This is a genomic window from Chryseobacterium sp. CH21 (genome assembly GCF_004119445.1).
Lineage (GTDB): Bacteria > Bacteroidota > Bacteroidia > Flavobacteriales > Weeksellaceae > Chryseobacterium.
The window spans coordinates 1-20,982 of sequence record NZ_QICI01000001.1 but is presented as its reverse complement, the minus strand read 5'-3'; the positions used below and the strand labels follow the sequence as shown (position 1 = coordinate 20,982).

Genomic DNA, 20,982 nt, shown 5'->3' with positions numbered 1-20,982 from the left:
GAAATAAAGAAGTATATCAATTACTATAATAACGACAGGATAAGACTTAATCTAAAAGGAAAGAGTCCGGTACAGTACAGAACTCTTTCATATAATAATTTTGTTTAATTTTGTCTAAACTTTTGGGTGCAGTCTACTTTCCGGGATTTTTTTATTCCTATTGTTTCTGATTTTGGATTGAGCTTTTCTAACGCTATGTTCGCAATGGTATATTTATGATGATAAATATTGTTCGCAAAGGTGTTTCACTCGGCAAGAGAAGAAAGTGGATTAATTAAGTTAGAAGTTTTGTAAAGTGTAAGGAGCTGATATTTTCTAAACGCTAAGGTTTGCAATGATTTTTGAGGATAATAAATATCGTTCGCTAAGGCATTTCACTCAGCAAAGAAAATAGAGGTCTTAGCTAAACGAAGTGGCTTTGCGAACAAAAGATAAAACACATTATAAAATAATTGCCCTCGCGAACTCTGCGTTAGCTAAAATACCCGAACCCGGCACCTCAAAAAAAACAAAATTCTTCATTTATAATTCAAAATTCATTAGTATCTTTATGATATCAAAATAATATCAAACTAAAATTTCAATCATGGAAAAAACATTAAAACCCATGTCGGGTTATCTTACCTTAGTTATCTGCCTTGCATTATTTGTTGCAGCAGTTTACTTCTTTGTTACTGGTGTAGATCAAAGTATTGCCTATGTGGTTATCTCTATGCTTTGTTTTCTTCTTTCGTGCTTTTTCTTAAAAGGGTTAATGATTATTCAGCCTAACCATTCAAGAGTATTAAACTTCTTTGGAAAATATGTAGGAAGCGTAAAAGAGAACGGATTGTTTTTTATCAACCCTTTGTATTCGTCACAGAAAATATCGTTACGTTCAGAGAATTTGCAAGGCCAGACTTTGAAAGTAAATGATAAAATGGGTAACCCTATTGAAATTGCAGTAGTAATTGTATGGAAAGTAGGAGATACCTACAAAGCTGCTTTTGACGTAGAGCGTTATTCAGATTTTGTGAAAATGCAGAGTGAAGCGGCGGTAAGACACCTGGCGATGAGCTTTCCTTATGATAATTTGGAAGATGATCATGCTCCGATTACCTTGAGAGAAGGAGGAGATAAAATCAATTCTATCTTGGAGCAGGAACTTACAGACCGTCTTTCAAAAGCGGGAATTGTGATTCAGGAAGCAAGAATTTCACACCTGGCGTATGCTTCAGAAATTGCGGGGGCAATGCTTCAAAGACAACAGGCTACGGCTATCGTTGCTGCAAGAACGAAGATTGTAGAAGGTGCTGTAGGAATGGTAGACCTTGCTTTGAAAAAACTTTCAGAAGAGAATATCGTTGAGCTTGATGACGAAAGAAAAGCGGCAATGGTAAGCAATTTAATGGTGGTTCTTTGCGGTGAAAAAGCGGCAACACCTATATTAAATGCCGGAACACTTTATAATTAAGAAGTGAAAAATTAACAGTTAGATTTTAGTGAAGATGTCTTCTACACTGGAACAGTCAGAAATAATGTAAGAGAATTATAGAAAAATGAAATCAGAAAAAGCTCCAAACTCTTCGGAAAGCAAAGGGAAAAAATCCTTTGTGATAAGAATAGACGAGTCTACTTATAAACTCCTTGAAAAGTGGGCCAATGATGAATTCAGAAGTGTGAATGGTCAGATTGAATATTTACTGCATCAGAGCCTGGTAGATTCAGGAAGAAAAAAGAAAGAGTGATTTTGGATAAATCAATTTTTAAGGAATAATGGTGGTTTTGGGGAATTTATTCATAAGAAGCCTCCATTTAATCCGGATTTTACATTAGAGAAAATGTAAAAAAGACCCTTTTTTCGAACACTTCAATGTATAAATAACAATTCAGTTAACCTTATACCAAAAAGAAAGCAGAGAAATATTCTCTGCTTTTTATTTTATACAACTCTGAAGACTATCTGCGCCAACGTAGAATATGACGAGCCAAATCAAGCCTTTTATAGTAAAGAAAGCTAATCCTGCCCATCCCACACGCTTGAACCACTTTTTAAACTTTGAGTTATTTTCTTGTGAATTTTCCATCGGTGATTATCAAAATGATTACCCTGCAAAGATAAGCATGTTTATAATTAGTCCAAATAAAAAGCATATTAAAAATTAAAGTTTTGAGGTTCACATAATATTTTTATCTTTAGAGAGAACGAAAAGTAAGATTTTATGTCAAAAAAGTAAAGGATTTCGGAATTGAAAAAACACTTAGAAATCTTGGTATCAAAGAAGAGAACAAAGGGACTTCAGTGGGCGGAAAATATTTCGCTTCAGGAAAGGTGATTGAAAGCATCTCTCCTGTGGACGGAAAGTTGATCGCTAAAGTAAAAACTTCCGGAGAAAGTGATTATGACAAAGTAATTGAAACTGCTCAAAAAGCATTTCAGGAATTCAGGCTGATTCCGGCTCCCAAAAGAGGAGAGATCGTAAGACAGCTGGGCTTAAAATTAAGAGAATATAAAGACGATCTTGGTAAACTTGTTTCTTATGAAATGGGTAAATCATTACAGGAAGGACTTGGTGAAGTTCAGGAGATGATAGACATCTGTGATTTTGCGGTAGGACTTTCAAGACAGCTTCAGGGGTACACGATGCACTCGGAAAGACCAGGACACAGAATGTATGAGCAATACCATCCGCTAGGAGTAGTAGGAGTTATTACTGCATTCAACTTCCCGGTAGCCGTTTGGTCTTGGAATACAGCTTTGGCTTGGATCTGCGGTAACGTTACCATCTGGAAGCCGTCTGAAAAAACACCACTTTGTGCTATTGCATGCCAGAATATCATGATGGAGGTTATCAAGGAAAATAATCTACCTGAAGGAGTTTCAAGTGTATTGGTATCAGACCACGAAATCGGACAGAAATTAGTAGATGATAAAAGAGTAGCCCTTGTATCTTTCACCGGATCTACAAGAGTAGGAAGAATGGTTTCTTCTAAAGTAGCAGAAAGATTCGGGAAATCTATCCTTGAATTAGGTGGAAACAATGCTATCATCATTACGAAAGAAGCTGATATTGACATGTCAATCATCGGAGCTGTTTTCGGAGCTGTAGGAACGGCAGGTCAGAGATGTACTTCAACAAGAAGACTGATCATCCACGAAAGTGTATATGACGAAGTGAAAAACAGGTTAGTAAAAGCTTATGGTCAGTTGAAAATCGGAAATCCATTGGATGAGAAAAACCATGTAGGACCGCTTATTGATACCGATGCAGTAAATCAATATGAAGAAGCCATCAAGAAATGTAAAAAAGAAGGTGGAAAATTCGCTGTTGAAGGTGGAGTTTTAACCGGAAAAGATTACGAATCCGGATGCTACGTGAAACCTTGTGTGGCAGAAGTGAAAAACTCTTATGAGATTGTTCAGCACGAAACATTTGCACCGATCTTATATCTGATCAAATACAAAACATTAGAAGATGCCATCGCTATTCAAAATGATGTTCCTCAGGGATTATCTTCTGCGATCATGACTCAGAACTTAAGAGAAGCAGAATTATTCCTTTCTCACGCTGGTTCAGACTGTGGTATTGCCAATGTAAATATCGGAACTTCTGGGGCTGAAATTGGTGGAGCTTTCGGTGGTGAAAAAGAAACCGGAGGTGGAAGAGAATCAGGATCTGATGCCTGGAAGTATTATATGAGAAGACAAACCAATACAATCAATTACACCGCACAACTTCCTTTAGCACAAGGAATTAAATTTGATTTATAAAAGCTTTACTTAAAGTACCCAAAAACTTAAAACTTAATAACCTGAATGGTTAAATGTTTCCTTGTTTGGGAACATTTAATCACTCACTTATTAAATCACACTACAAATTTATTATGGAACAAACATTAGATATAAAAGCAAATAAAGTAAAAGAGACAGTAGGAAGACACGTTCTTGCAGACGGTTTCGATTTTGTGATGGACATTGAAAAGTCACACGGATCATGGCTTTATGATAAATTGACCAACAGAGAATATCTGGATATGTTCTCTATGTTCGCATCAGCATCCGTTGGATACAACCACCCTTATCTTGTAGAAAGATCAGAATGGTTGGGAAAAATGGCTGTAAACAAACCTACTTTGGCTGACGTTTACTCTGAAGAATACGCTCATTTTCTTGAAGTATTCGAAAGAGTAGTGATTCCTGAAGAATTACAATATGCTTTCTTTATCGAAGGCGGAACTCTTGGCGTTGAAAATGCAATGAAGGCATGCTTCGACTGGAAAACCCGCAAAAACTTTGCAAAAGGATTAGACACGGAAGCAGGAATCTGCATCCACTTCAAACAGGCTTTTCACGGAAGAAGCGGGTATACTTTGAGCTTAACCAATACTTCTGACCCAAGAAAATACCAATATTTCCCAATGTTCAACTGGCCGAGAATTTTAAATCCAAAATTAAAGTTCCCAATTACAGATGAGAACCTGGAAGAAACTATCAAAAATGAAAACCTTGCTTTACTTCAGATTGAAGAGGCTATTTTGATGAACCCCAATAAAGTGGCTTGTATCATCATAGAACCTATTCAGGCAGAAGGAGGTGACAATCATTTCAGAGACGAATTCCTGTTAGGATTAAGAAGAATCTGTGATGACAACGAAATCTTACTTATTTTTGATGAAGTTCAGACGGGGATCGCTATTACAGGGAAAATGTGGGCATTCCAGCATTTTACAGCAAAACCGGATATCATTTCCTTTGGGAAAAAAGCTCAGGTTTGCGGTGTTCTAGCCAATAAAGAAAAGTTTGATGAAATTCCGAATAACGTTTTCAGAGAAAGTTCAAGAATCAATTCTACCTTCGGAGGAAACTTTATAGATATGCTTCGTTTCCAGTTGGTAATGGAAGTGATCGAAAAAGAAAACCTTGTTGAGAATGCAAGAGTAGTAGGAGATTTCTTATTGGAGAGTTTGAAAACCCTGGCAGAAAAATATCCTGAAAAAATTTCAAATGCAAGAGGTAGAGGCTTAATGTGTGCAGTTGATCTGCCATCAGGAGAACAGAGAAATGCCTTGATGAGTGAGCTTTACAAGGATGGATTAATCATTCTTCCATGTGGAGACCAGTCTCTTCGTTTCAGACCTCATTTGAATGTAACAAAGGAAGAAATTCAGCTTGCTTTAGACAAAATTGAAAACAATATTAATAAAATTTAAAACTCAGGATTTGTAATTGTAAAAAAAAGATCGTATATTTAGATACTGAAACAATTAGAATATGGAAAGAAGTACGAGAGTATCAGTGTATGTAAGTGATAACCCTTCAGAAATTCAGTTGGTTAAGTCTAAATTGGATGATGCACAAATTACAAATACCGTTGAAAATAATTATCTTACGTTTACTACAACGCCAACAGCCACTTCGCTGAAGGTAATGGTAGACCTGGAAGATGAAAAAAAGCATTTGATGTTATTGATGCTTACCTTCAACAAAGTGAAAATCAATAAACAATTTCATAATTTTAAATTTTACTACTTCGAACCGAAAATTAATCTACATTAATTTTCGGTTTTTTAATTAATTATAAACTATTAAAAGATAAAAAGATCAAAGAACTCATTCTGATTTTTTAAACATTCAATCTTTTAATCAAATTTTACAACATGAATCCAGAGATTACACTAAGACAGGCAGAAATTGAAGACAGAAACATTATTTGGGAAATTATCCAGCAATCTATAGAAAGAAGAAGACAGGATGGAAGTACCCAATGGCAGGACGGATACCCTAATCTCGGGACAGTAGAAAGTGATATTGCCAAAGGATTCGGGTATGTTTTGACAGTAGATGGGGAGATTGCAGTTTATGCAGCCCTTATTATGAATGACGAACCGGCTTATAGTACCATTGAAGGGGCATGGCTGAGTGACGGTGAATTTGTAGTGGTTCACAGAGTAGCTGTAGATGAAAAATTTGCAGGACAGGGTATGGTAAAAAAACTTTTTGATTACATAGAAGAATTTACGAAATCTCATGGAATCCAGAGTGTTAAAGTAGATACCAACTATGATAATATTGCGATGCTGAAAATTCTTGAAAGCAAAGGGTATTCTTATTGTGGAGAAGTTCTTCTCGCGGGAGGAATGAGGAAAGCTTTTGAGAAGATTATAATTTAAGCAAAAAGTTAAATCCTCTTTCATTGAATTTTTAAACCGCCCTTTATTTATAAACTCTATCAAGTTTGTTCGTTTGGTTCTGAACTAATTTTTACATTTGTTCAAATTTTTATATTATGCACCAAAGTATAGAAATTGATGAGAAAATTTTTCAGGATGCCGTAAAGTTTTACGGCACCGTGTTCAGCTTACCCCCTTTAGCATCTAAAATTTATTCCTACCTTCTTTTCGACTATGAGAAAGTAGGAATTACTTTTGATGAGTTTGTGGAAGTACTTTCTGCGAGCAAAAGCTCCGTATCTACAAGTATTTCACTGTTGCTCAATGCACAGCTTATCGTGGATCATAATAAAATGGATGAGCGGAAACGATATTTTTTCATCAACGACGAATACAAGAAAATACGATTCGAAAAAATTGTCCAGAAAATGCAGGACGAATTAAAACTATTAGATGATTTAAACAATTTTAAAAAAAGTAAAGACGATGGATACAATGAAAGAATAGAAGTTTACAAAGCACTCTTAAATAAAAACATAGAAAATATTCAGGAATCTCTTAATAAACTATAAAATGAATAATAAGCTAGTTATACTTTCCATTGCAGCATTCTCACTGACTGCCTGCAAAAAGAAGCCCCGAAACAGGATGGTGCCAAGCCGTATCCGGTTGTTTCTGTGGAGTCAAAAAATATAGTGGGTTATCAGACGTTTCCGGCTACCATTCAAGGTAGAGTAAACAATGATGTACGTGCAAAAATACAGGGATATATTACCCAGGTATTGGTAGATGAAGGACAATATGTTACAAAAGGACAGCCTTTATTCCGTCTGGAAACCAATATTCTGAACGAAAATGCAGCGGCTTCCAAAGCAGGAATCGGGGCAGCAGCATCCAGTGTTGCAGCAGCTCAGGCTTCCGTAAATGCGGCTCAGGTTGAAGTGAACAAACTAAAACCTCTGGTTCAGAAAAATATCATCAGCAATGTACAGCTGCAGACTGCTCAGGCTCAGCTGGCTCAGGCACAAGCTCAGTTACAGCAGGCCAATGCTGCCAAAAGACAGGCAGAAGCCAATTACAAAGGAGTAGAAGCGAATATCGAATATTCTATCATTCGTGCGCCTATTTCAGGGGTAATCGGAAGACTTCCGCTAAAAGTGGGAAGTTTGGTAGGACCGTCTGATCAGACTCCTCTTACAACGATTTCTGATACTTCTGAGATCTATGCTTACTTTGCAATGAATGAAAAGGAATATTTCAATTTCCTTGAAAAAGCTCCGGGTGCCTCTATGCCTGAGAAAATTAAAAACTTACCAATGGTAGAGCTTCAGCTGGCCAACGGAAGTCTTTATCCTGAAAAAGGAAAAATTGAAGCCATTACCGGTCAGATTGATCCTACAACAGGAACCATTCAGTTCAGAGTGGCATTCTCCAATGCTCAGAAATTATTGAGTAATGGTAACAGTGGAACCATCAGATTCCCTCAGAATTATGATAATGTATTGGTAGTTCCTGAAAGTGCTACTTACGAACAGCAAGGTATTGTTTACGTATACAAAGTAGAAAAAGGTGACACTGCCAGAAATGTTGTGGTAAATGTTATCGACAGAATCGACAATATGGCTCTTATCAAATCAGGAGTTAATAAAGGAGAAACGGTTATTGCAGCCGGTATCGGAGGTCTGAAACCAGGTACAGCAGTAAAACCGAAACCGATCAAAATGGATAGCCTAGTTCAATCAATAAAACCGAAATTCTAATGATAAAAAACTTTATTAACAGACCGGTTTTATCTACCGTAATCTCAATCTTGATTGTGATTCTCGGTATACTAGGGCTGATCTCGTTACCGGTTACACAGTATCCGGATATTGCGCCACCAACGGTGAGTGTTTCCGCCAACTATACGGGAGCGAATGCCGAGACGGTGATGAAAAGTGTAGTAGTACCTTTGGAAGAACAGATCAACGGGGTGGAAGGTATGGATTATATTACTTCCAGTGCGGGGAACGACGGTTCTGCCCAAATCCAGGTTTTCTTTAAACAAGGAATAGACCCAGATATTGCTGCGGTAAACGTACAGAACCGTGTGGCGAGAGCAACACCTCTTTTGCCATCTGAAGTAACACGTTCAGGGGTTGTAACCCAGAAACAGCAGACCAGTGCCCTGATGTATATGTCTTTCTATTCTGAAAATAAAGATCTGGATGACGTATACCTTCAGAACTTTTTGAACATTAACATTATTCCAAACCTTAAAAGGGTAAATGGTGTAGGGGATGCCAACGTTTTCGGTGGTAAAAACTACTCAATGAGAATCTGGCTGGATCCGGCAAAAATGGCTGCCTACAGTGTAACTCCTACGGATGTTACCAATGCGATTAACGAGCAAAGTAGGGAAGCAGCAGCGGGATCTATCGGACAAAACAGTGGTAGTTCTTTTGAATATATCATCAAATATGTAGGTAAATTCAACGATAAAGAACAATATGATAATATCATCATCAAATCTCTTGCAAACGGACAAAACCTGATGCTGAAAGACGTTGCCAAGGTAGAACTGGCAGGTCAGTCTTACACAGGTATCGGGGAAAACGGAAACAATCCTTCCATCAGTATGGGGATTTTCCAGACTCCGGGATCCAACGCACAGGAGATTATTAAAAATATTAAAACGTATCTGAAATCTGCGGAAGGAACTTTTCCAAAAGGAATCAAGTATACTTTTAACTTTGATACCAACGAATTCCTGGAAGCTTCTATTGAAAAGGTAGTACATACCCTGATCGAAGCCTTCATCCTGGTATTTATTGTAGTATATATTTTCCTTCAGGACTTCAGATCTACGCTGATTCCGGCTATTGCAGTTCCAGTATCTATTGTAGGGGCGTTCTTCTTCCTGAATCTCTTCGGATATTCCTTAAATCTCTTAACATTATTTGCATTGGTACTGGCGATCGGTATTGTGGTGGATGACGCCATTGTGGTCGTCGAGGCCGTCCATGCAAAGATGGAGCATGGTATTTCTGATGCGAAAAAAGCCACGGTAGAAGCGATGGATGAGATTACAGGAGCTATTATTTCTATTACCTTAGTAATGGCAGCAGTATTTATCCCGGTAACCTTCATTACAGGACCTACAGGGGTATTCTACCAACAGTTTGGTATTACGCTGATTATTGCAATCATCATTTCTGCTATTAATGCATTAACGTTGAGCCCGGTTCTATGTTCATTATTCCTAAAGCCTCACGAAGCGCATCATGCAGAGTACAAGAACTTAAATATTTTACAGAAGTTTTTTTATAAGTTTAATATTGCTTTTAAAACAACTACTGAGCGTTACGGAAGAGGATTTGTATTCCTTTTAAGACATAAATGGGTAACCCTGATTATTTTTGCAGTTACGGGAGGTATTTTATTCTGGGCAAGCAGCAGTATGAAGAAAGGTTTTGTACCTACAGAAGACAGAGGGATTATCTTTACAGATGTTCAGCTTCCTCCGGGAGCCTCTATGGAAAGAACCTATAACGCTTTGAAAGCCCTTCAGGCTAAAGCATTGAAAGTTCCGGGAGTACAGAACGTAACAATCTCTACAGGTAGAGGATTCTTATCAGGAAACGGAAGTAACAATGGTCTTGCCTTTATAAAGCTAAAACCGTTCGATGAAAGAAAAAAAGACGGACAGACCTCTGAAGATATCACCAAAAAATTATTTGGAATTGTAGGAGCTGTTCCTGATGCCAAAGTAGTATTTTTCCAACCGCCAAGTGTACCGGGATTTGGTAACAGTGCAGGTTTTGAGATGGTACTACTGGATAAATCTGGAGGTGAATATGCTGATCTGGATGCTAAAACCAATGAATTCATCGGTAAGCTGATGCAGAGACCGGAAATTCAGTTTGCGCAGACGTCATTCAATACTAAATATCCTCAGTATCAGATGGAGATCAATGTTCCTCTGAGCAAACAGCTTGGGGTTTCTGTCAATGACATTCTGGCTACCATGCAGGGGTATATTGGAGGTATTTATACTGCCGACTTTACCAAGTACGGTAAACAGTTTAGAGTGATGGTTCAGGCACTTCCTGAAAACAGACAGAATATTGATAACCTGAACCAGCTTTATGTAAGAACCGGATCAGGTACTATGTCTCCAATTTCACAGTTTGTAACATTAACAAAAGCATACGGACCACAATCTGTAAGCCGTTACAACCTGTTTACTTCCGTGAAGGTGACAGGAGCAAATTCTGATGGTTACAGTTCCGGGGATGCGATTGCTGCAGTACAGCAGGTGGCAGATGAAACCCTGAATCAAAACTATGCTGTAGAATTTACAGGGTTGACGAGAGAAGAATTAAATTCAGGATCTCAAACGCTTTTGATTTTCGGGTTAAGTTTGATCTTCGTTTACTTTATCCTTTCTGCACAATATGAAAGTTATATCCTTCCACTGATCGTTATTATTTCTCTTCCTCTAGGGGTAATGGGAGCTTACTTCGGACAGAAGATTATGGGCTTGGAAAATAATATTTATTTCCAGATTGCTTTGATCATGCTTGTGGGACTACTGGCGAAAAATGCGATCCTTATTGTGGAATTTGCTGTCCAAAGAAGACATCACGGTGAAACCATTGTTATGTCTGCCATCAATGCAGCGAAAGCGAGAGTAAGACCTATCCTAATGACATCGTTCGCCTTTATCTTCGGTTTATTACCATTAGTACTGGCAAGTGGAATTGGTGCAGTAGGTAACAGATCTATCGCTACCGGTGCAGCTATCGGACTATTGATAGGAACTATTTTAGGATTATTTGTAATTCCTGTATTGTATGTAATTTTTGAAACATTGCAGGAAAAAATTAAGCCTATCAAAAAAGAAGAGATCAATTTAGCAGAATAAAATTAAGATTTAAGAAATTAGAAGTTAGAAATTAGAGATGAGTCTAAAAACTAACTTCTAGCTTCTAAACTCTAACTTCTAATTAAAAATAATGAAGAGTTTATTAAACATCATAAAAGGAATCACTTTTTCAGTTTTCATACTCGGAGCCATCTCATCTTGTATGGCGAGAAAAGAATATGAAAGACCGAAGAACGTTGTAGACGAAAAGCTGTTCCGTACAGATATGCTTCCTTCAGACAGTGCCAGCATTGCCAATATTTCATGGAAAGAGATCTTTACCGATCCAATATTGCAGGGACACATTTCTAAAGCACTGGAAAACAATCTGGATATCAGAATTGCCTTAGAAAGTATCAATTCTGCGGAAGCTTATCTGAAACAAAGCAAAGCAGCGTATCAACCAACTCTTTCCATCGGACCAAATTATACGTTTCAGACTCAGTCTATTAATACTCAGTTTGGGCAGATCATCGGGGAAAGACGTTATGTAAATCAGTTTGACATTACGGCAAGTATCGGATGGGAAGCAGATATCTGGGGAAAACTAAGAGCACAGGAGAAAGCACAGTTAGCAACTTATTTAGGAACTGTTGCTGCTCATAAAGCTGTAAAAAGCAGCCTTGTGTCTTCCATTGCTTCTGCGTATTATCAATTATTGACTTTTGATGCTCAGAAGAGAATTATTACAGAAACTATTGCGGTAAGAGAGAAAAACCTGGAAGCAACAAAAGCTTTGAAAACTGCGGGAACCGTTACTGAAGTAGCAGTTCAGCAGAGTGAGGCACTTGTTTTCAATGCCAAATCATTATTGATTGATATTGATACACAGATTCAGCTGCTGGAAAATACCATGAGTCTTCTGATGGGTGAGCCTTCTCATTCTATTGCAAGATCTACACTGGAAGGACAAAACCTGCCGATTGATTTGAAGTTAGGTTATCCGTCTCAACTTCTGGCTAACCGTCCGGATGTAATGAGAGCAGAGTACAACCTGATGAATGCTTTTGAGCTGACTAATGCTGCCAAAGCTCAGTTTTACCCTACATTAAAACTGACAGGAAGTGGAGGACTTCAGTCTGTGGATATTGATCACTTATTCAGTGTAAATTCACTGTTTGCGAATGTAGTTGCTGGATTGGCTCAGCCAATTTTGAACAAAAGACAGATCAAGACCAACTATGATGTAAGTCTTGCGAACCAGGAAACTGCGTATTTGAACTTCAGAAAGACAGTTCTTACTGCCGGGAAAGAAGTTTCTGATGCCATCAGAGTTTTCTCCGTTCAGGATTCATTCATTGAATTAAAACAAAAAGAACTGGATGCCTATAAAAAATCGGTTGACTATTCTCAGGAATTGGTGAACTATGGTATGGCCAACTATCTTGAAGTATTGAATGCAAGCGTGAATTCACTGAATGCAGAACTTAACATTTCTAATGCAAGATATAGTAAAATGAAAGCCGCTGTAGAGCTTTATCAGGCTTTAGGTGGAGGCTGGAAATAACCGTATTCTGCAATTTAATATCAAAAAAAACGTATGTCAGTATTGGCATACGTTTTTTTATTATTGATCACGTTAAAATAATGTAATAGGTAAAATCAATTTGTATATATGTATTTAACTACGTAGTTTTATACCTTAAAATTGAAGTACTATGAAATTACAAATACAGCCCATAGGAAATTCTTATTCGGAACAGGCTATTGATTTGATTTTGACAATTCAGCAGAAAGAGTTTAACGTTCCGCTTACCATCCATGACCAACCGGATCTTTTTGAGATTGAAAGTTTTTATACCGAAGCGGGAGGTAACTTCTGGGGTGCCTTCGTAGATGGAGAACTGGTAGGAACTATTGCTTTGGTTAAATTTGATGAAAGGGCAGGAGCGATCAGGAAAATGTTTGTGAAAAAAGAATTCAGAGGAAAAGAACTAAATATTGCACAGGAATTATTGGAAATTTTAATTTCTTTCTGCCGGGAAAACGGAATAGATGATTTATATTTGGGAACCATTACAATATTGAAAGCTGCTCAGCGATTTTACGAACGGAACAACTTCGAAAAAATTGAAAAAGAAAAACTTCCGGCTCAATTTCCATTGATGGGTTCCGATGATATTTTTTATCATTTAAATACCACCTTATGAATGTCATCAACGAAGCAGGAATACTTGCTATTTCAACCAGATTACATCGTCTTAGTGAACAATTAAGAAAGGATGGAGCTATGATCTATAAAGCATTTGGGATAGATTTTGAACTCAAATGGTTTCCGGTCATCTTTACCATATACAAGAAAGGAACTGCAGGTGTGGTTGAAATTGCTAATGAAATTGGGTATAGCCATCCTTCTACCATAACTTTGCTTAAAGAACTTGAAAAGCTCAAAATTTTAGAATGGAAAAAAGATATCAATGATGAGCGTAAAAGGCTCTTTTTGTTAACTTCTAAAGGTACTGAACTGATTGAAAAAATGAAACCTGTTTGGGAATTGGTGACCATAGTATTGAGTGAGATTGCAGATAATGAAAATAATCTCCTAAAGGCTATTGATGAAGCTGAAGAGAAAATTGCCAGCCAGTCTTTTTATCAGAGGGCATTGCAGGTGAAGAATACAAAATAATAAACCGGCTGATTTATTAACCGGTTTGTTTACACACTTAGATGACTTGAAAAATAAGTTGATATTGTTAAATACCTCTTCCTATGATTTACAATATTAATAGATAAATAAATAATACCGTTACGGGTTCCAGTAAGGTCATAAAAAAAATCTTTCCGTAACTTGAAAAAATCTTGATTTTAAGGTGAATGATGCCAGCTATACCCACAATATCTACATTGTTTGGCATATGGAGTACGAGCGAGTCTGTGGCATTTTGGACAATTGTTGAAAAAAACTTTTTCTGGAGTTTCTGTCATTATTCGCGTTACAACATTTTGTTCAAAAACTTCATATCCATTTTCTAATAGTTTTGTGACTTCAGGATCGGAACTTATCCAGCCTCGTTTTATCATTAGATTTCTCATATATACATTTTCAGAACTTTTGAAAGTATACATATGATGATTCAGTGCTAATGCTTCATCATCAGTCATTAATTTCCTAAAATATCTGATAATATAATTTATAGTTTCTCTGTCCATATCTGAGTGAAAAAAATGAATATTTTTTAATTATTTGTTTGGTCTAAATTATCATTTATTTCTTTAGAATAATCTGTTTTAAAAATAAAACCCCGCCAAAATTAGCGGGGTTTCTGATTCATTATTAAAATGAAATGATCTTAGAATCTCAAAGTGGCTGCAACAGACCAGGTTCTTCCAAAACCAAGGAATCCTGTATTACCATCCGCAACACCTTGATACACTCTTCCTGCATCCTGATAGGTTTTCCCGGCATCCGGACCATTAGCAATTTTATCGCCAGCGAAGATGTTAGAACTTAATTCAGAAATATAATATTTGTTGAATAGGTTGTATACATTCGCTCTTAATGTTAAAGATTTTTTCGCATCCAATGTGAATTTGTAAGAAGCCCCTACATCAAATAAATGGTAGCTTGGCAATTTTACAATTCCTTTTTCTCTTGCTGCTTCAGTAAGGAAGTTGATCGGGTTGAACTGAGCATAAAGCTTGTCATAATATTCCCAGTTAGCATCAATACTGAAAGCCTTTGTAATATTATAATCAGCCCCGATACTTGCAGTAGTTTGTGCAGCATCTCCAACTTTTAAGTCTTTGATGTTGATCACTCCTGTAGCTCCAGCTATTTCCTGGTTAGTTTGAACATCAAGGATGTTGAAGTTGGCGTTTCCTTTGTACTTCCAATTACCGAATGAAACCATTCCTCTAAGCTTAAGGTTAGCAAAAGGTCTTGCTTTTGTCTCCAGCTCAAGTCCCTGGTGTACCTGTCCTACGTTCAAAGCATTATAGAAATAAGCATTTCCAAGACTTAACTGGGAGAATTTTGCAACATCTGCTGCCGTGGCATTGAATGTTCTTGAAATAAATCTGTCATCCCACTGCGTTCTGTAAGCATTGATGTTTACATCTATATAACGCGATTTGAAACCATATCCTAATTCCACAGAGAAGATTCTTTCATTCTTTGCATCGTTGTAGATATTCTGGTTGGATGGGAACAAAGCGTTGAATAATGGTTGTCTTGAAATAACCCCTGTATTGAAAAATACATTGTGGTGGTCATCTATATTATAGTTGGCACCTCCTTTTACGATATATCCGGTTTTGTGGTACCATTTTGTTTCCTGGTTTCCTGGTGTATACAGCATATAATCTACTCTCTTGTAGTATTGCTCAGAAACGGATCCCTGAACAGAAGCACTTAGCTTTTCAGAGCTGTATTCAACCATTCCATAGATACCAGCCCATTTTACCAAACCTTCATTGTGAATAGATACTTTTTGAGCATCTTTAAGCTTAGTAAGGGGTTCAGGTTTTACAGTCTGATTGATAAAATATCCCTTTGGTGCATTGGCTGTATTAGGAACATACAATGCATCTGATCCTAACATATCAGTTACAATGTCATACAGAGCTCCTTTGTATGTTTTAAGATCAATACCTCCGTTAAAGGTCCAGTTATTCTTTTTATAATTAAGGTCAGCAATTACTCCATACCAGTCATGAGCATTGATGCTTTGTTTTCTTACGATACCATTGGTTCCGTTCAGCGTAGCTACATATTTTCCGTTATAATCCGTAGGAGAACCTGCAGGTGCAGTGAAGGTTGATTTTTGGAAAGTATTTCCATTATAATCTGTTACCATGCCTCCTCTGTTATAGCGATAAATCATATCCCAGTTGATCGTACCGTCTCCACCAGCACCATAATTCATGAAGTTCATCGTTTGTCCAGCTGCGTTTTTGATAGAACCATTTAGTCCGGTACCTCCGCCGCCACGTCCCCATGAACCATAAAGAACTGTGGATAGTTTTAGATTATCATTGATATTCCAATCCCAGTTTAATGAAGCGATAGGCTTGTGGTAGAAGTTAGGTGCTAAATTGAATTGAGAACCATTCAGCATTCCTGTTTGTGGGTTGTATCTTCTTCCATACGTATCAAGTTGCTGCAAAGTAGCTACATTCGCTCCGGTTGCAGAAGATCTTCTTGTGTCGTGTACCTGTGGTGCTCCGGTTGCGATAAAATTGAACGCATGTTTTTCATTAGGCTTAAATCCTGTAGAGAAAAACCAGGAATAACCTTCTCCCTGTGTTCCGTTGATATAACCATCACCTTGCCAACGGGAAAGCAATACGGTTGTTCCCCATTTGTTTTTTAACCCCGAAGAGTACATTGCAGATATTCTGGAGTAGTTGTCGTTACCAACTTCTCCTTTTACCATTGCTTTCTGCTCAGAATCGGTAGCTTTGGTTACAATATTGATGGTTCCTCCTACAGATGGAACAACAAATTTAGAAGCTCCTAATCCTCTCTGAATTTGAATATTGCTGGCAATGTCAGCTAATCCCGTCCAGTTAGACCAGTAAACAGTACCTCCCTGCATGTCATTCACTGGCTGTCCGTTGATGATTACTGCAATGTTAGCCCCGTCAAAGCCTCTCATGTTGATTCTGCTGTCTCCAAATCCTCCACCTACTTTGGTAACGTAAACGGATGGAGTAGACTTCATAATTTCAGGGAATTCTCTGTTTCCCAGTTTCTCCTGAATCTCTGCTGCTTTAATGTTGGAAACTGCAACAGGCGTTTTTCTCTCTTTGGCTGTTTGGGAAAGGTTTCTACCTACCAACATAACCTCATCAATAGATTTTGATTTGTCTAATGAATCCTTCGTACTCTGCCCATAATAGATGGCGGCCGTAGGTAATACAAGCGCTATAATTAGTCGCTTTTTAAAAGTAATGCTCATGAAATAAACTAGCGTGTTTGATTTTAAGGCTGCAAAGATGGATAATTATTTTTGAATTAAGTATTAAATCTTCCCGAAGTGACATCCTATTGCGTGCATATAATGCATTATTACTCGTTTTTTTGAATGTATTAATTATTTCAGATATTTAATTTACAATTTGTTATAAAAGTGAATTATATAAAAAGAGGATTGTTTTTAACGAATAAAAATAATGATGTAGCTTCTCTAAAAATCTATCATTATGTATTTTTTTCTAATGACCTTTATGGTTTGGTTTATTTTGTATCATTATTAATATATTTGCAGATATTATTTGTATCAAATCTGTTTTCTCAGATTACATAACGTTTTCTATTATTTAAAAACTAAAAAAATGACCCAGCTCAGCTTATTTGATTCAGAAGACTTGTATGAATTCCCAAAAGACCTTCTGGAATACAGAGAGCATTTCCTGAGCCGGGAAGAAGCGGACCAACTTAAAAACCATTTAATTGAAACAGCTCCCTGGAAACAAAGGACCCAGAAAATGTATGATAAGATGGTTTTGACACCCCGTTTAACAGCCTGGTATGGTGATCCGAAAACGGATTATCCATTGGGTAATGGGGAAGTGGATAATAATCTCTGGACACCTGAACTGTTATCTTTAAAACAAAGGATAGAGGAAACATTCGGCTATCAGTTCAATTCCGTATTGCTTAATCTTTACAGGGATCACAATGATTCGGTTGCATGGCACCGAGATAAAGAGAGCAGATATGGAAAACGTCCTGTGATCGCATCTTTAAGTTTAGGACAGACCAGAAACTTCGATTTCCGGAAAAGGATCATCACCAGAGTAAATACAGTCTGCCTCTTCCTCATGGATCATTATTAATTATGAAAGGAGACTTGCAGGAACATTGGGAACATCGGATTGCAAAGTCTGTACTGTCTATGAAGGAGCGTATCAATCTTACATTTCGGTTGGTTAAAGAAGTGTAAAAGATTCTTTTAAGTGACAGATTGAAGGGTTTTCATTCAAAATAAAAAGCCTGAAGTCCTTTCTTTTTCCATAAAAAAACTGCACCTTTGCCCCAACAATGGGGTGCTACAGAACAGTGGCTGAGATGATACCCAGGAATGTACTTCCACACCTGATCCGGATAATGCCGGCGTAGGGATTGCTTACTGATCATCTCATCATTTGATTTCTAATAATTAATATGATGCAGGACATTTTAAAACAAATTACCTTACCGGAATGGTTCGGAGTCTTATTTTCAGTCATTCAGGTTTTACTGGCTCGTAAAAACAATGTCAACAACTATCTTTTCGGAATTGCAGGGATTCTGCTAACGTTGTATGTAATGCTTACATCAAAGCTGTATGCTGAATTTACCTTAAATCTTTATTATCTGATCATGAGCATCTACGGATGGTTATATTGGAAATTCGGAAAACAAAAATCCGAAATGGAAATCTCCGTTACCACCACCACAGAAAAATGGATTACCGGAGGAATTGTTCTGGGAACTTTTATTTTATTCTGGTCTTTTCTTACCCATTTTACAGATTCAGATGTTCCAATCTGGGATTCTCTGGTAAGTGCTTTTGCCTGGGCAGGAATGTGGCTGATGGCGAGACGGAAAATTGAAAACTGGGTGATATTGAACGTAAGTAATATTATTTCCGTTCCCTTAATGATTCATAAGGAATTATATCTCTATGCTGTTTTGACGTCATTTTTATTTTTAGTAGCAATTTCCGGATATATTGAATGGCAGAAAATCATTAAATCTAAAGCGAATGCTGAGTACTAAAGATATCAGAAAAGAACTTCATGGAGCTTCTGCAATTTCTGATGAGGTAATACAACATATTCATGAAGAAGGATTACTTAAAATCTGGGTTCCCCAAAAATATGGCGGACTGGGATATCGTTTTGAAGAAGGACTTAAAGCCTTATTCGGCTGGGCAGAAACCGATGGCAGTTTTGGCTGGATGCTAACGCTTTGTGCAGGAGCGAATTATTTTTCCAGAAACATGAAACCAGAGGTTGCTCAATTGCTTTTCTCTCATACTGAAACCTGTTTTGGCGGAAGTGGTATGATTGGCGGTACAGCAGAAAAACAAGATGATGATACCTATTTGATTAATGGTTCATGGAATTTTGCAACCGGAGCGCCACATCTGACGCATTTTACTTTAAATGCTAACATTACAGAGAACGGACAACCTGTAAGAGATAAAGATGGCAATGACATCATTCTATCATTTATTATTTCGAAAGAACACGCTGAGGTTATTCCGAACTGGAAATCGATGGGAATGAAAGCCAGTGGTACCTATTCATTCACTGTTGAAAATGTTCTCGTTAGTGAAGATTACAGTTTTGTTTATGATACCTTTTTCACCAACGATATTCTGGAGACCATTCCATTTCGGATTTTTGCAGATCTGACGCTGTTGGTCGATTATTTGGGAATGGCTTCTCATTTTATAGAAGAAGCAGAATTGATTCGTCCTGAGATCCATTTCAAAAGTTTCGCAGAGTCTGTTGAAAAACATTTGGAAAAAGTACTAAACATTGCCAGAGAAGTAGAAAATATACTTGGTGATCATAAAGAGATTTCAGATGAGCAACAAGATGAAATTCACCAATATGGAGTAGAGCTGGTTCAAAGATTATCCCATCAGATTCTTACGGTTTACACACAATTAGGAATCCGGGCTACGGATACCAATTCTGCAGTGTATCAGGTGTTCTGTGATTATTTTACAGCGGCAATGCATTCCAATTTCAGACCTTCAGCTGATGGTTTGAACTTTTCTTTCTGATGATTCTACTTTTGATGTATATAAAATAGGAAATGGCTGGCACTTACTTCTTAGCAGATACTCCCCATTTTTTATTGGAAAATCTATTTTTTAGGCCACTCTTCATGGAGAACAGCGTAAATAACATCATCTACCCAGTTGTTTTTCCAGAACAGACTTTTCACAAAGTGCCCTTCTTTTCTTAAACCGATTCTTTCCATAAGCTGAATAGAAGCCGTGTTAGCAGGATCTACGGAAGCGGTAATTCTATGTTTATGTAAATCATTAAAAAGATAATCAATAATGCCTTTTAAAGCCTCAGAAGCATAGCCTTTACCCTGAAAAGAGCTGCTTAATGTAATTCCGAATTCTACCTGTACGTTCTCATCTCCCAAAAAATGAACTCCGATATCTCCAATAACCGCTTTTGTTTCTTTATCGGTAATCAACAGTTGGTACCAGCTTTCAGGCTGATTGAATTCTTTATTGTTTCTTCGAATGAAACTTTCTACATCTTCCAGCGTCTCAGGAATCCAACTTTGAAATTTATTTGCTTCTGCATCTGAACGGTAATTGAAAATGTTCTGTTTGTCATCCATCGTAATATCCCGTAGAAGAAGTCTTTTTGTATAAAGTTGCATGATTGTACTGTTATTTCAGGCAAAAATAGGATTAATTGGGAAGTTTTTCAATGGGGAATGAGGGCTTTTATTAATTATGAGAAATAAAAAACTCCTATAATCATCAAGAATTACAGGAGTTATAATGTTTTAATGTATTTTGAATATATTTTCAGCTACATCTGTGGAGAATACGGGATTCGAACCCGTGACCTTTTGACTGCCAGTCAAACGCGCTAGCCAACTGCGCCAATCCCCCGTCTTTATTTTAAAAGCGCTACAAAAGTAAGTATTTAATGGTATTTGCAAATTATTTCTCAAAATTGATTGTCATTTTTTTCAACCTTGATTTCTAATTCAATCTTTTGGAGATAAATTGAGAAGTTATTCCTGAATTCTCTGGGTTATTATATTATTGAATTAGTTCTATTTATACAAAAAGATTTTAACCGTGCAATAATTCTAGTTACGGATTTCCGTAAAATATCGTATTAAGAATATTTCATTTTTGTAAAAAATGAATGAAAAAATCTTATATCTATTGTTATTAATGATATCCTTATTCGGTTTTATTTTTGAAAAATTAAACCGAAATAAAGGATTA

At 37.0% G+C, this 20,982-nt stretch carries 17 protein-coding genes, 1 tRNA gene, 2 pseudogenes and 1 riboswitch; of the genes and pseudogenes, 16 read left to right on the top strand and 4 right to left on the bottom strand.

Annotated features, from left to right (window positions below; genetic code table 11):
- The 13 genes and pseudogenes from BOQ62_RS00100 to BOQ62_RS00040 form a co-directional block, all read left to right on the top strand.
- The coding region (locus BOQ62_RS00100) for an IS3 family transposase (RefSeq protein ID WP_164976642.1) at positions 1–108 on the top strand (108 nt) is incomplete at its 5' end.
- A 478-nt stretch (positions 109–586) separates the two neighbouring features.
- Positions 587–1,453 (top strand): SPFH domain-containing protein, encoded by an 867-nt coding sequence (locus tag BOQ62_RS00095; RefSeq protein ID WP_129036442.1) that lies wholly within the window; start codon positions 587–589, stop codon positions 1,451–1,453.
- Positions 1,454–1,538: 85 nt separating this feature from the next.
- Positions 1,539–1,727, top strand: a complete 189-nt coding sequence (locus BOQ62_RS00090) for an Arc family DNA binding domain-containing protein (protein ID WP_129036441.1) — start codon at positions 1,539–1,541, stop codon at positions 1,725–1,727.
- Positions 1,728–2,227: 500 nt separating this feature from the next.
- Complete coding sequence (locus BOQ62_RS00085; RefSeq protein WP_129036440.1) at positions 2,228–3,751, top strand: aldehyde dehydrogenase family protein; 1,524 nt, start codon at positions 2,228–2,230, stop codon at positions 3,749–3,751.
- A 113-nt stretch (positions 3,752–3,864) separates the two neighbouring features.
- Entirely contained in the window at positions 3,865–5,190 is a 1,326-nt protein-coding gene (lat, locus tag BOQ62_RS00080; RefSeq protein WP_129036439.1) for an L-lysine 6-transaminase, read from the top strand.
- 61 nt (positions 5,191–5,251) lie between these two features.
- Positions 5,252–5,481: pseudogene (locus BOQ62_RS00075) on the top strand (DUF2007 domain-containing protein).
- Positions 5,482–5,637: 156 nt separating this feature from the next.
- Complete coding sequence (locus BOQ62_RS00070) at positions 5,638–6,150, top strand: GNAT family N-acetyltransferase (RefSeq protein ID WP_129036438.1); 513 nt, start codon at positions 5,638–5,640, stop codon at positions 6,148–6,150.
- A gap of 116 nt (positions 6,151–6,266) precedes the next feature.
- A complete protein-coding gene (locus tag BOQ62_RS00065; protein ID WP_065394571.1) occupies positions 6,267–6,722 on the top strand; it encodes a transcriptional regulator in 456 nt (151 codons plus the stop codon).
- 123 nt (positions 6,723–6,845) lie between these two features.
- The gene (locus tag BOQ62_RS00060) at positions 6,846–7,910 is read left to right on the top strand and encodes an efflux RND transporter periplasmic adaptor subunit (RefSeq protein WP_317127340.1); all 1,065 of its coding nucleotides are present in this window, start codon (positions 6,846–6,848) and stop codon (positions 7,908–7,910) included.
- Positions 7,910–11,056, top strand: a complete 3,147-nt coding sequence (locus BOQ62_RS00055) for an efflux RND transporter permease subunit (RefSeq protein WP_129036437.1) — start codon at positions 7,910–7,912, stop codon at positions 11,054–11,056. The genes BOQ62_RS00060 and BOQ62_RS00055 overlap by 1 nt, the downstream gene beginning before the upstream one ends.
- Positions 11,057–11,147: 91 nt before the next feature.
- Positions 11,148–12,563: an efflux transporter outer membrane subunit gene (locus BOQ62_RS00050; protein ID WP_129036436.1), complete on the top strand. Its 1,416-nt coding sequence runs from the start codon at positions 11,148–11,150 to the stop codon at positions 12,561–12,563.
- A 151-nt stretch (positions 12,564–12,714) separates the two neighbouring features.
- Positions 12,715–13,206, top strand: coding sequence for a GNAT family N-acetyltransferase (locus BOQ62_RS00045; protein WP_129036435.1), 492 nt, complete (start codon positions 12,715–12,717; stop codon positions 13,204–13,206).
- Positions 13,203–13,682 carry a MarR family winged helix-turn-helix transcriptional regulator gene (locus tag BOQ62_RS00040; protein WP_129036434.1) on the top strand — a complete coding sequence of 160 codons (480 nt, stop codon included), beginning with the start codon at positions 13,203–13,205 and terminating at the stop codon, positions 13,680–13,682. Before BOQ62_RS00045 ends, BOQ62_RS00040 begins: the two co-directional genes overlap by 4 nt.
- Positions 13,683–13,861: 179 nt before the next feature.
- Here BOQ62_RS00040 and BOQ62_RS00035 read toward each other — a convergent pair whose 3' ends face one another.
- Entirely contained in the window at positions 13,862–14,206 is a 345-nt protein-coding gene (locus BOQ62_RS00035) for a hypothetical protein (RefSeq protein ID WP_129036433.1), read from the bottom strand.
- Between the two features lie 140 nt (positions 14,207–14,346).
- Positions 14,347–16,956 (bottom strand): TonB-dependent receptor, encoded by a 2,610-nt coding sequence (locus BOQ62_RS00030; RefSeq protein WP_129036432.1) that lies wholly within the window; start codon positions 16,954–16,956, stop codon positions 14,347–14,349.
- Between the two features lie 376 nt (positions 16,957–17,332).
- On the opposite strand from BOQ62_RS00030, the pseudogene BOQ62_RS00025 reads away from it, so the two are divergent.
- The 3 genes and pseudogenes from BOQ62_RS00025 to BOQ62_RS00015 all read left to right on the top strand — a co-directional run bounded on the left by BOQ62_RS00025 (position 17,333) and on the right by BOQ62_RS00015 (position 19,779).
- Positions 17,333–17,943: pseudogene (locus tag BOQ62_RS00025) on the top strand (alpha-ketoglutarate-dependent dioxygenase AlkB family protein).
- Between the two features lie 89 nt (positions 17,944–18,032).
- A riboswitch (TPP riboswitch) is annotated at positions 18,033–18,139 on the top strand.
- A gap of 25 nt (positions 18,140–18,164) precedes the next feature.
- Positions 18,165–18,761 carry a nicotinamide riboside transporter PnuC gene (gene pnuC, locus BOQ62_RS00020; RefSeq protein WP_129036431.1) on the top strand — a complete coding sequence of 199 codons (597 nt, stop codon included), beginning with the start codon at positions 18,165–18,167 and terminating at the stop codon, positions 18,759–18,761.
- On the top strand, positions 18,748–19,779 hold the full coding sequence (locus BOQ62_RS00015) for a hypothetical protein (protein ID WP_129036430.1): 1,032 nt from the start codon (positions 18,748–18,750) through the stop codon (positions 19,777–19,779). The genes pnuC and BOQ62_RS00015 overlap by 14 nt, the downstream gene beginning before the upstream one ends.
- Before the next feature lie 83 nt (positions 19,780–19,862).
- Here BOQ62_RS00015 and BOQ62_RS00010 read toward each other — a convergent pair whose 3' ends face one another.
- Positions 19,863–20,399 carry a GNAT family N-acetyltransferase gene (locus BOQ62_RS00010; protein WP_129036429.1) on the bottom strand — a complete coding sequence of 179 codons (537 nt, stop codon included), beginning with the start codon at positions 20,397–20,399 and terminating at the stop codon, positions 19,863–19,865.
- A gap of 164 nt (positions 20,400–20,563) precedes the next feature.
- Positions 20,564–20,637, bottom strand: a tRNA-Ala gene (locus BOQ62_RS00005).
- Positions 20,638–20,982 lie beyond the last annotated feature (345 nt).

Excerpts from the sequence above, each read along its gene's own strand:
- BOQ62_RS00065 (WP_065394571.1), top strand. The coding sequence starts at position 6,267 with ATGCACCAAAGTATAGAAATTGATGAGAAAATTTTTCAGGATGCCGTA.
- BOQ62_RS00030 (WP_129036432.1), bottom strand. The coding sequence starts at position 16,956 with ATGAGCATTACTTTTAAAAAGCGACTAATTATAGCGCTTGTATTACCT.
- BOQ62_RS00010 (WP_129036429.1), bottom strand. The coding sequence starts at position 20,399 with ATGCAACTTTATACAAAAAGACTTCTTCTACGGGATATTACGATGGAT.
- lat (WP_129036439.1), top strand. The coding sequence starts at position 3,865 with ATGGAACAAACATTAGATATAAAAGCAAATAAAGTAAAAGAGACAGTA.
- BOQ62_RS00035 (WP_129036433.1), bottom strand. The coding sequence starts at position 14,206 with ATGGACAGAGAAACTATAAATTATATTATCAGATATTTTAGGAAATTA.
- BOQ62_RS00050 (WP_129036436.1), top strand. The coding sequence starts at position 11,148 with ATGAAGAGTTTATTAAACATCATAAAAGGAATCACTTTTTCAGTTTTC.
- BOQ62_RS00015 (WP_129036430.1), top strand. The coding sequence starts at position 18,748 with ATGCTGAGTACTAAAGATATCAGAAAAGAACTTCATGGAGCTTCTGCA.
- pnuC (WP_129036431.1), top strand. The coding sequence starts at position 18,165 with ATGATGCAGGACATTTTAAAACAAATTACCTTACCGGAATGGTTCGGA.
- BOQ62_RS00070 (WP_129036438.1), top strand. The coding sequence starts at position 5,638 with ATGAATCCAGAGATTACACTAAGACAGGCAGAAATTGAAGACAGAAAC.
- BOQ62_RS00095 (WP_129036442.1), top strand. The coding sequence starts at position 587 with ATGGAAAAAACATTAAAACCCATGTCGGGTTATCTTACCTTAGTTATC.
- BOQ62_RS00045 (WP_129036435.1), top strand. The coding sequence starts at position 12,715 with ATGAAATTACAAATACAGCCCATAGGAAATTCTTATTCGGAACAGGCT.
- BOQ62_RS00040 (WP_129036434.1), top strand. The coding sequence starts at position 13,203 with ATGAATGTCATCAACGAAGCAGGAATACTTGCTATTTCAACCAGATTA.
- BOQ62_RS00090 (WP_129036441.1), top strand. The coding sequence starts at position 1,539 with ATGAAATCAGAAAAAGCTCCAAACTCTTCGGAAAGCAAAGGGAAAAAA.
- BOQ62_RS00055 (WP_129036437.1), top strand. The coding sequence starts at position 7,910 with ATGATAAAAAACTTTATTAACAGACCGGTTTTATCTACCGTAATCTCA.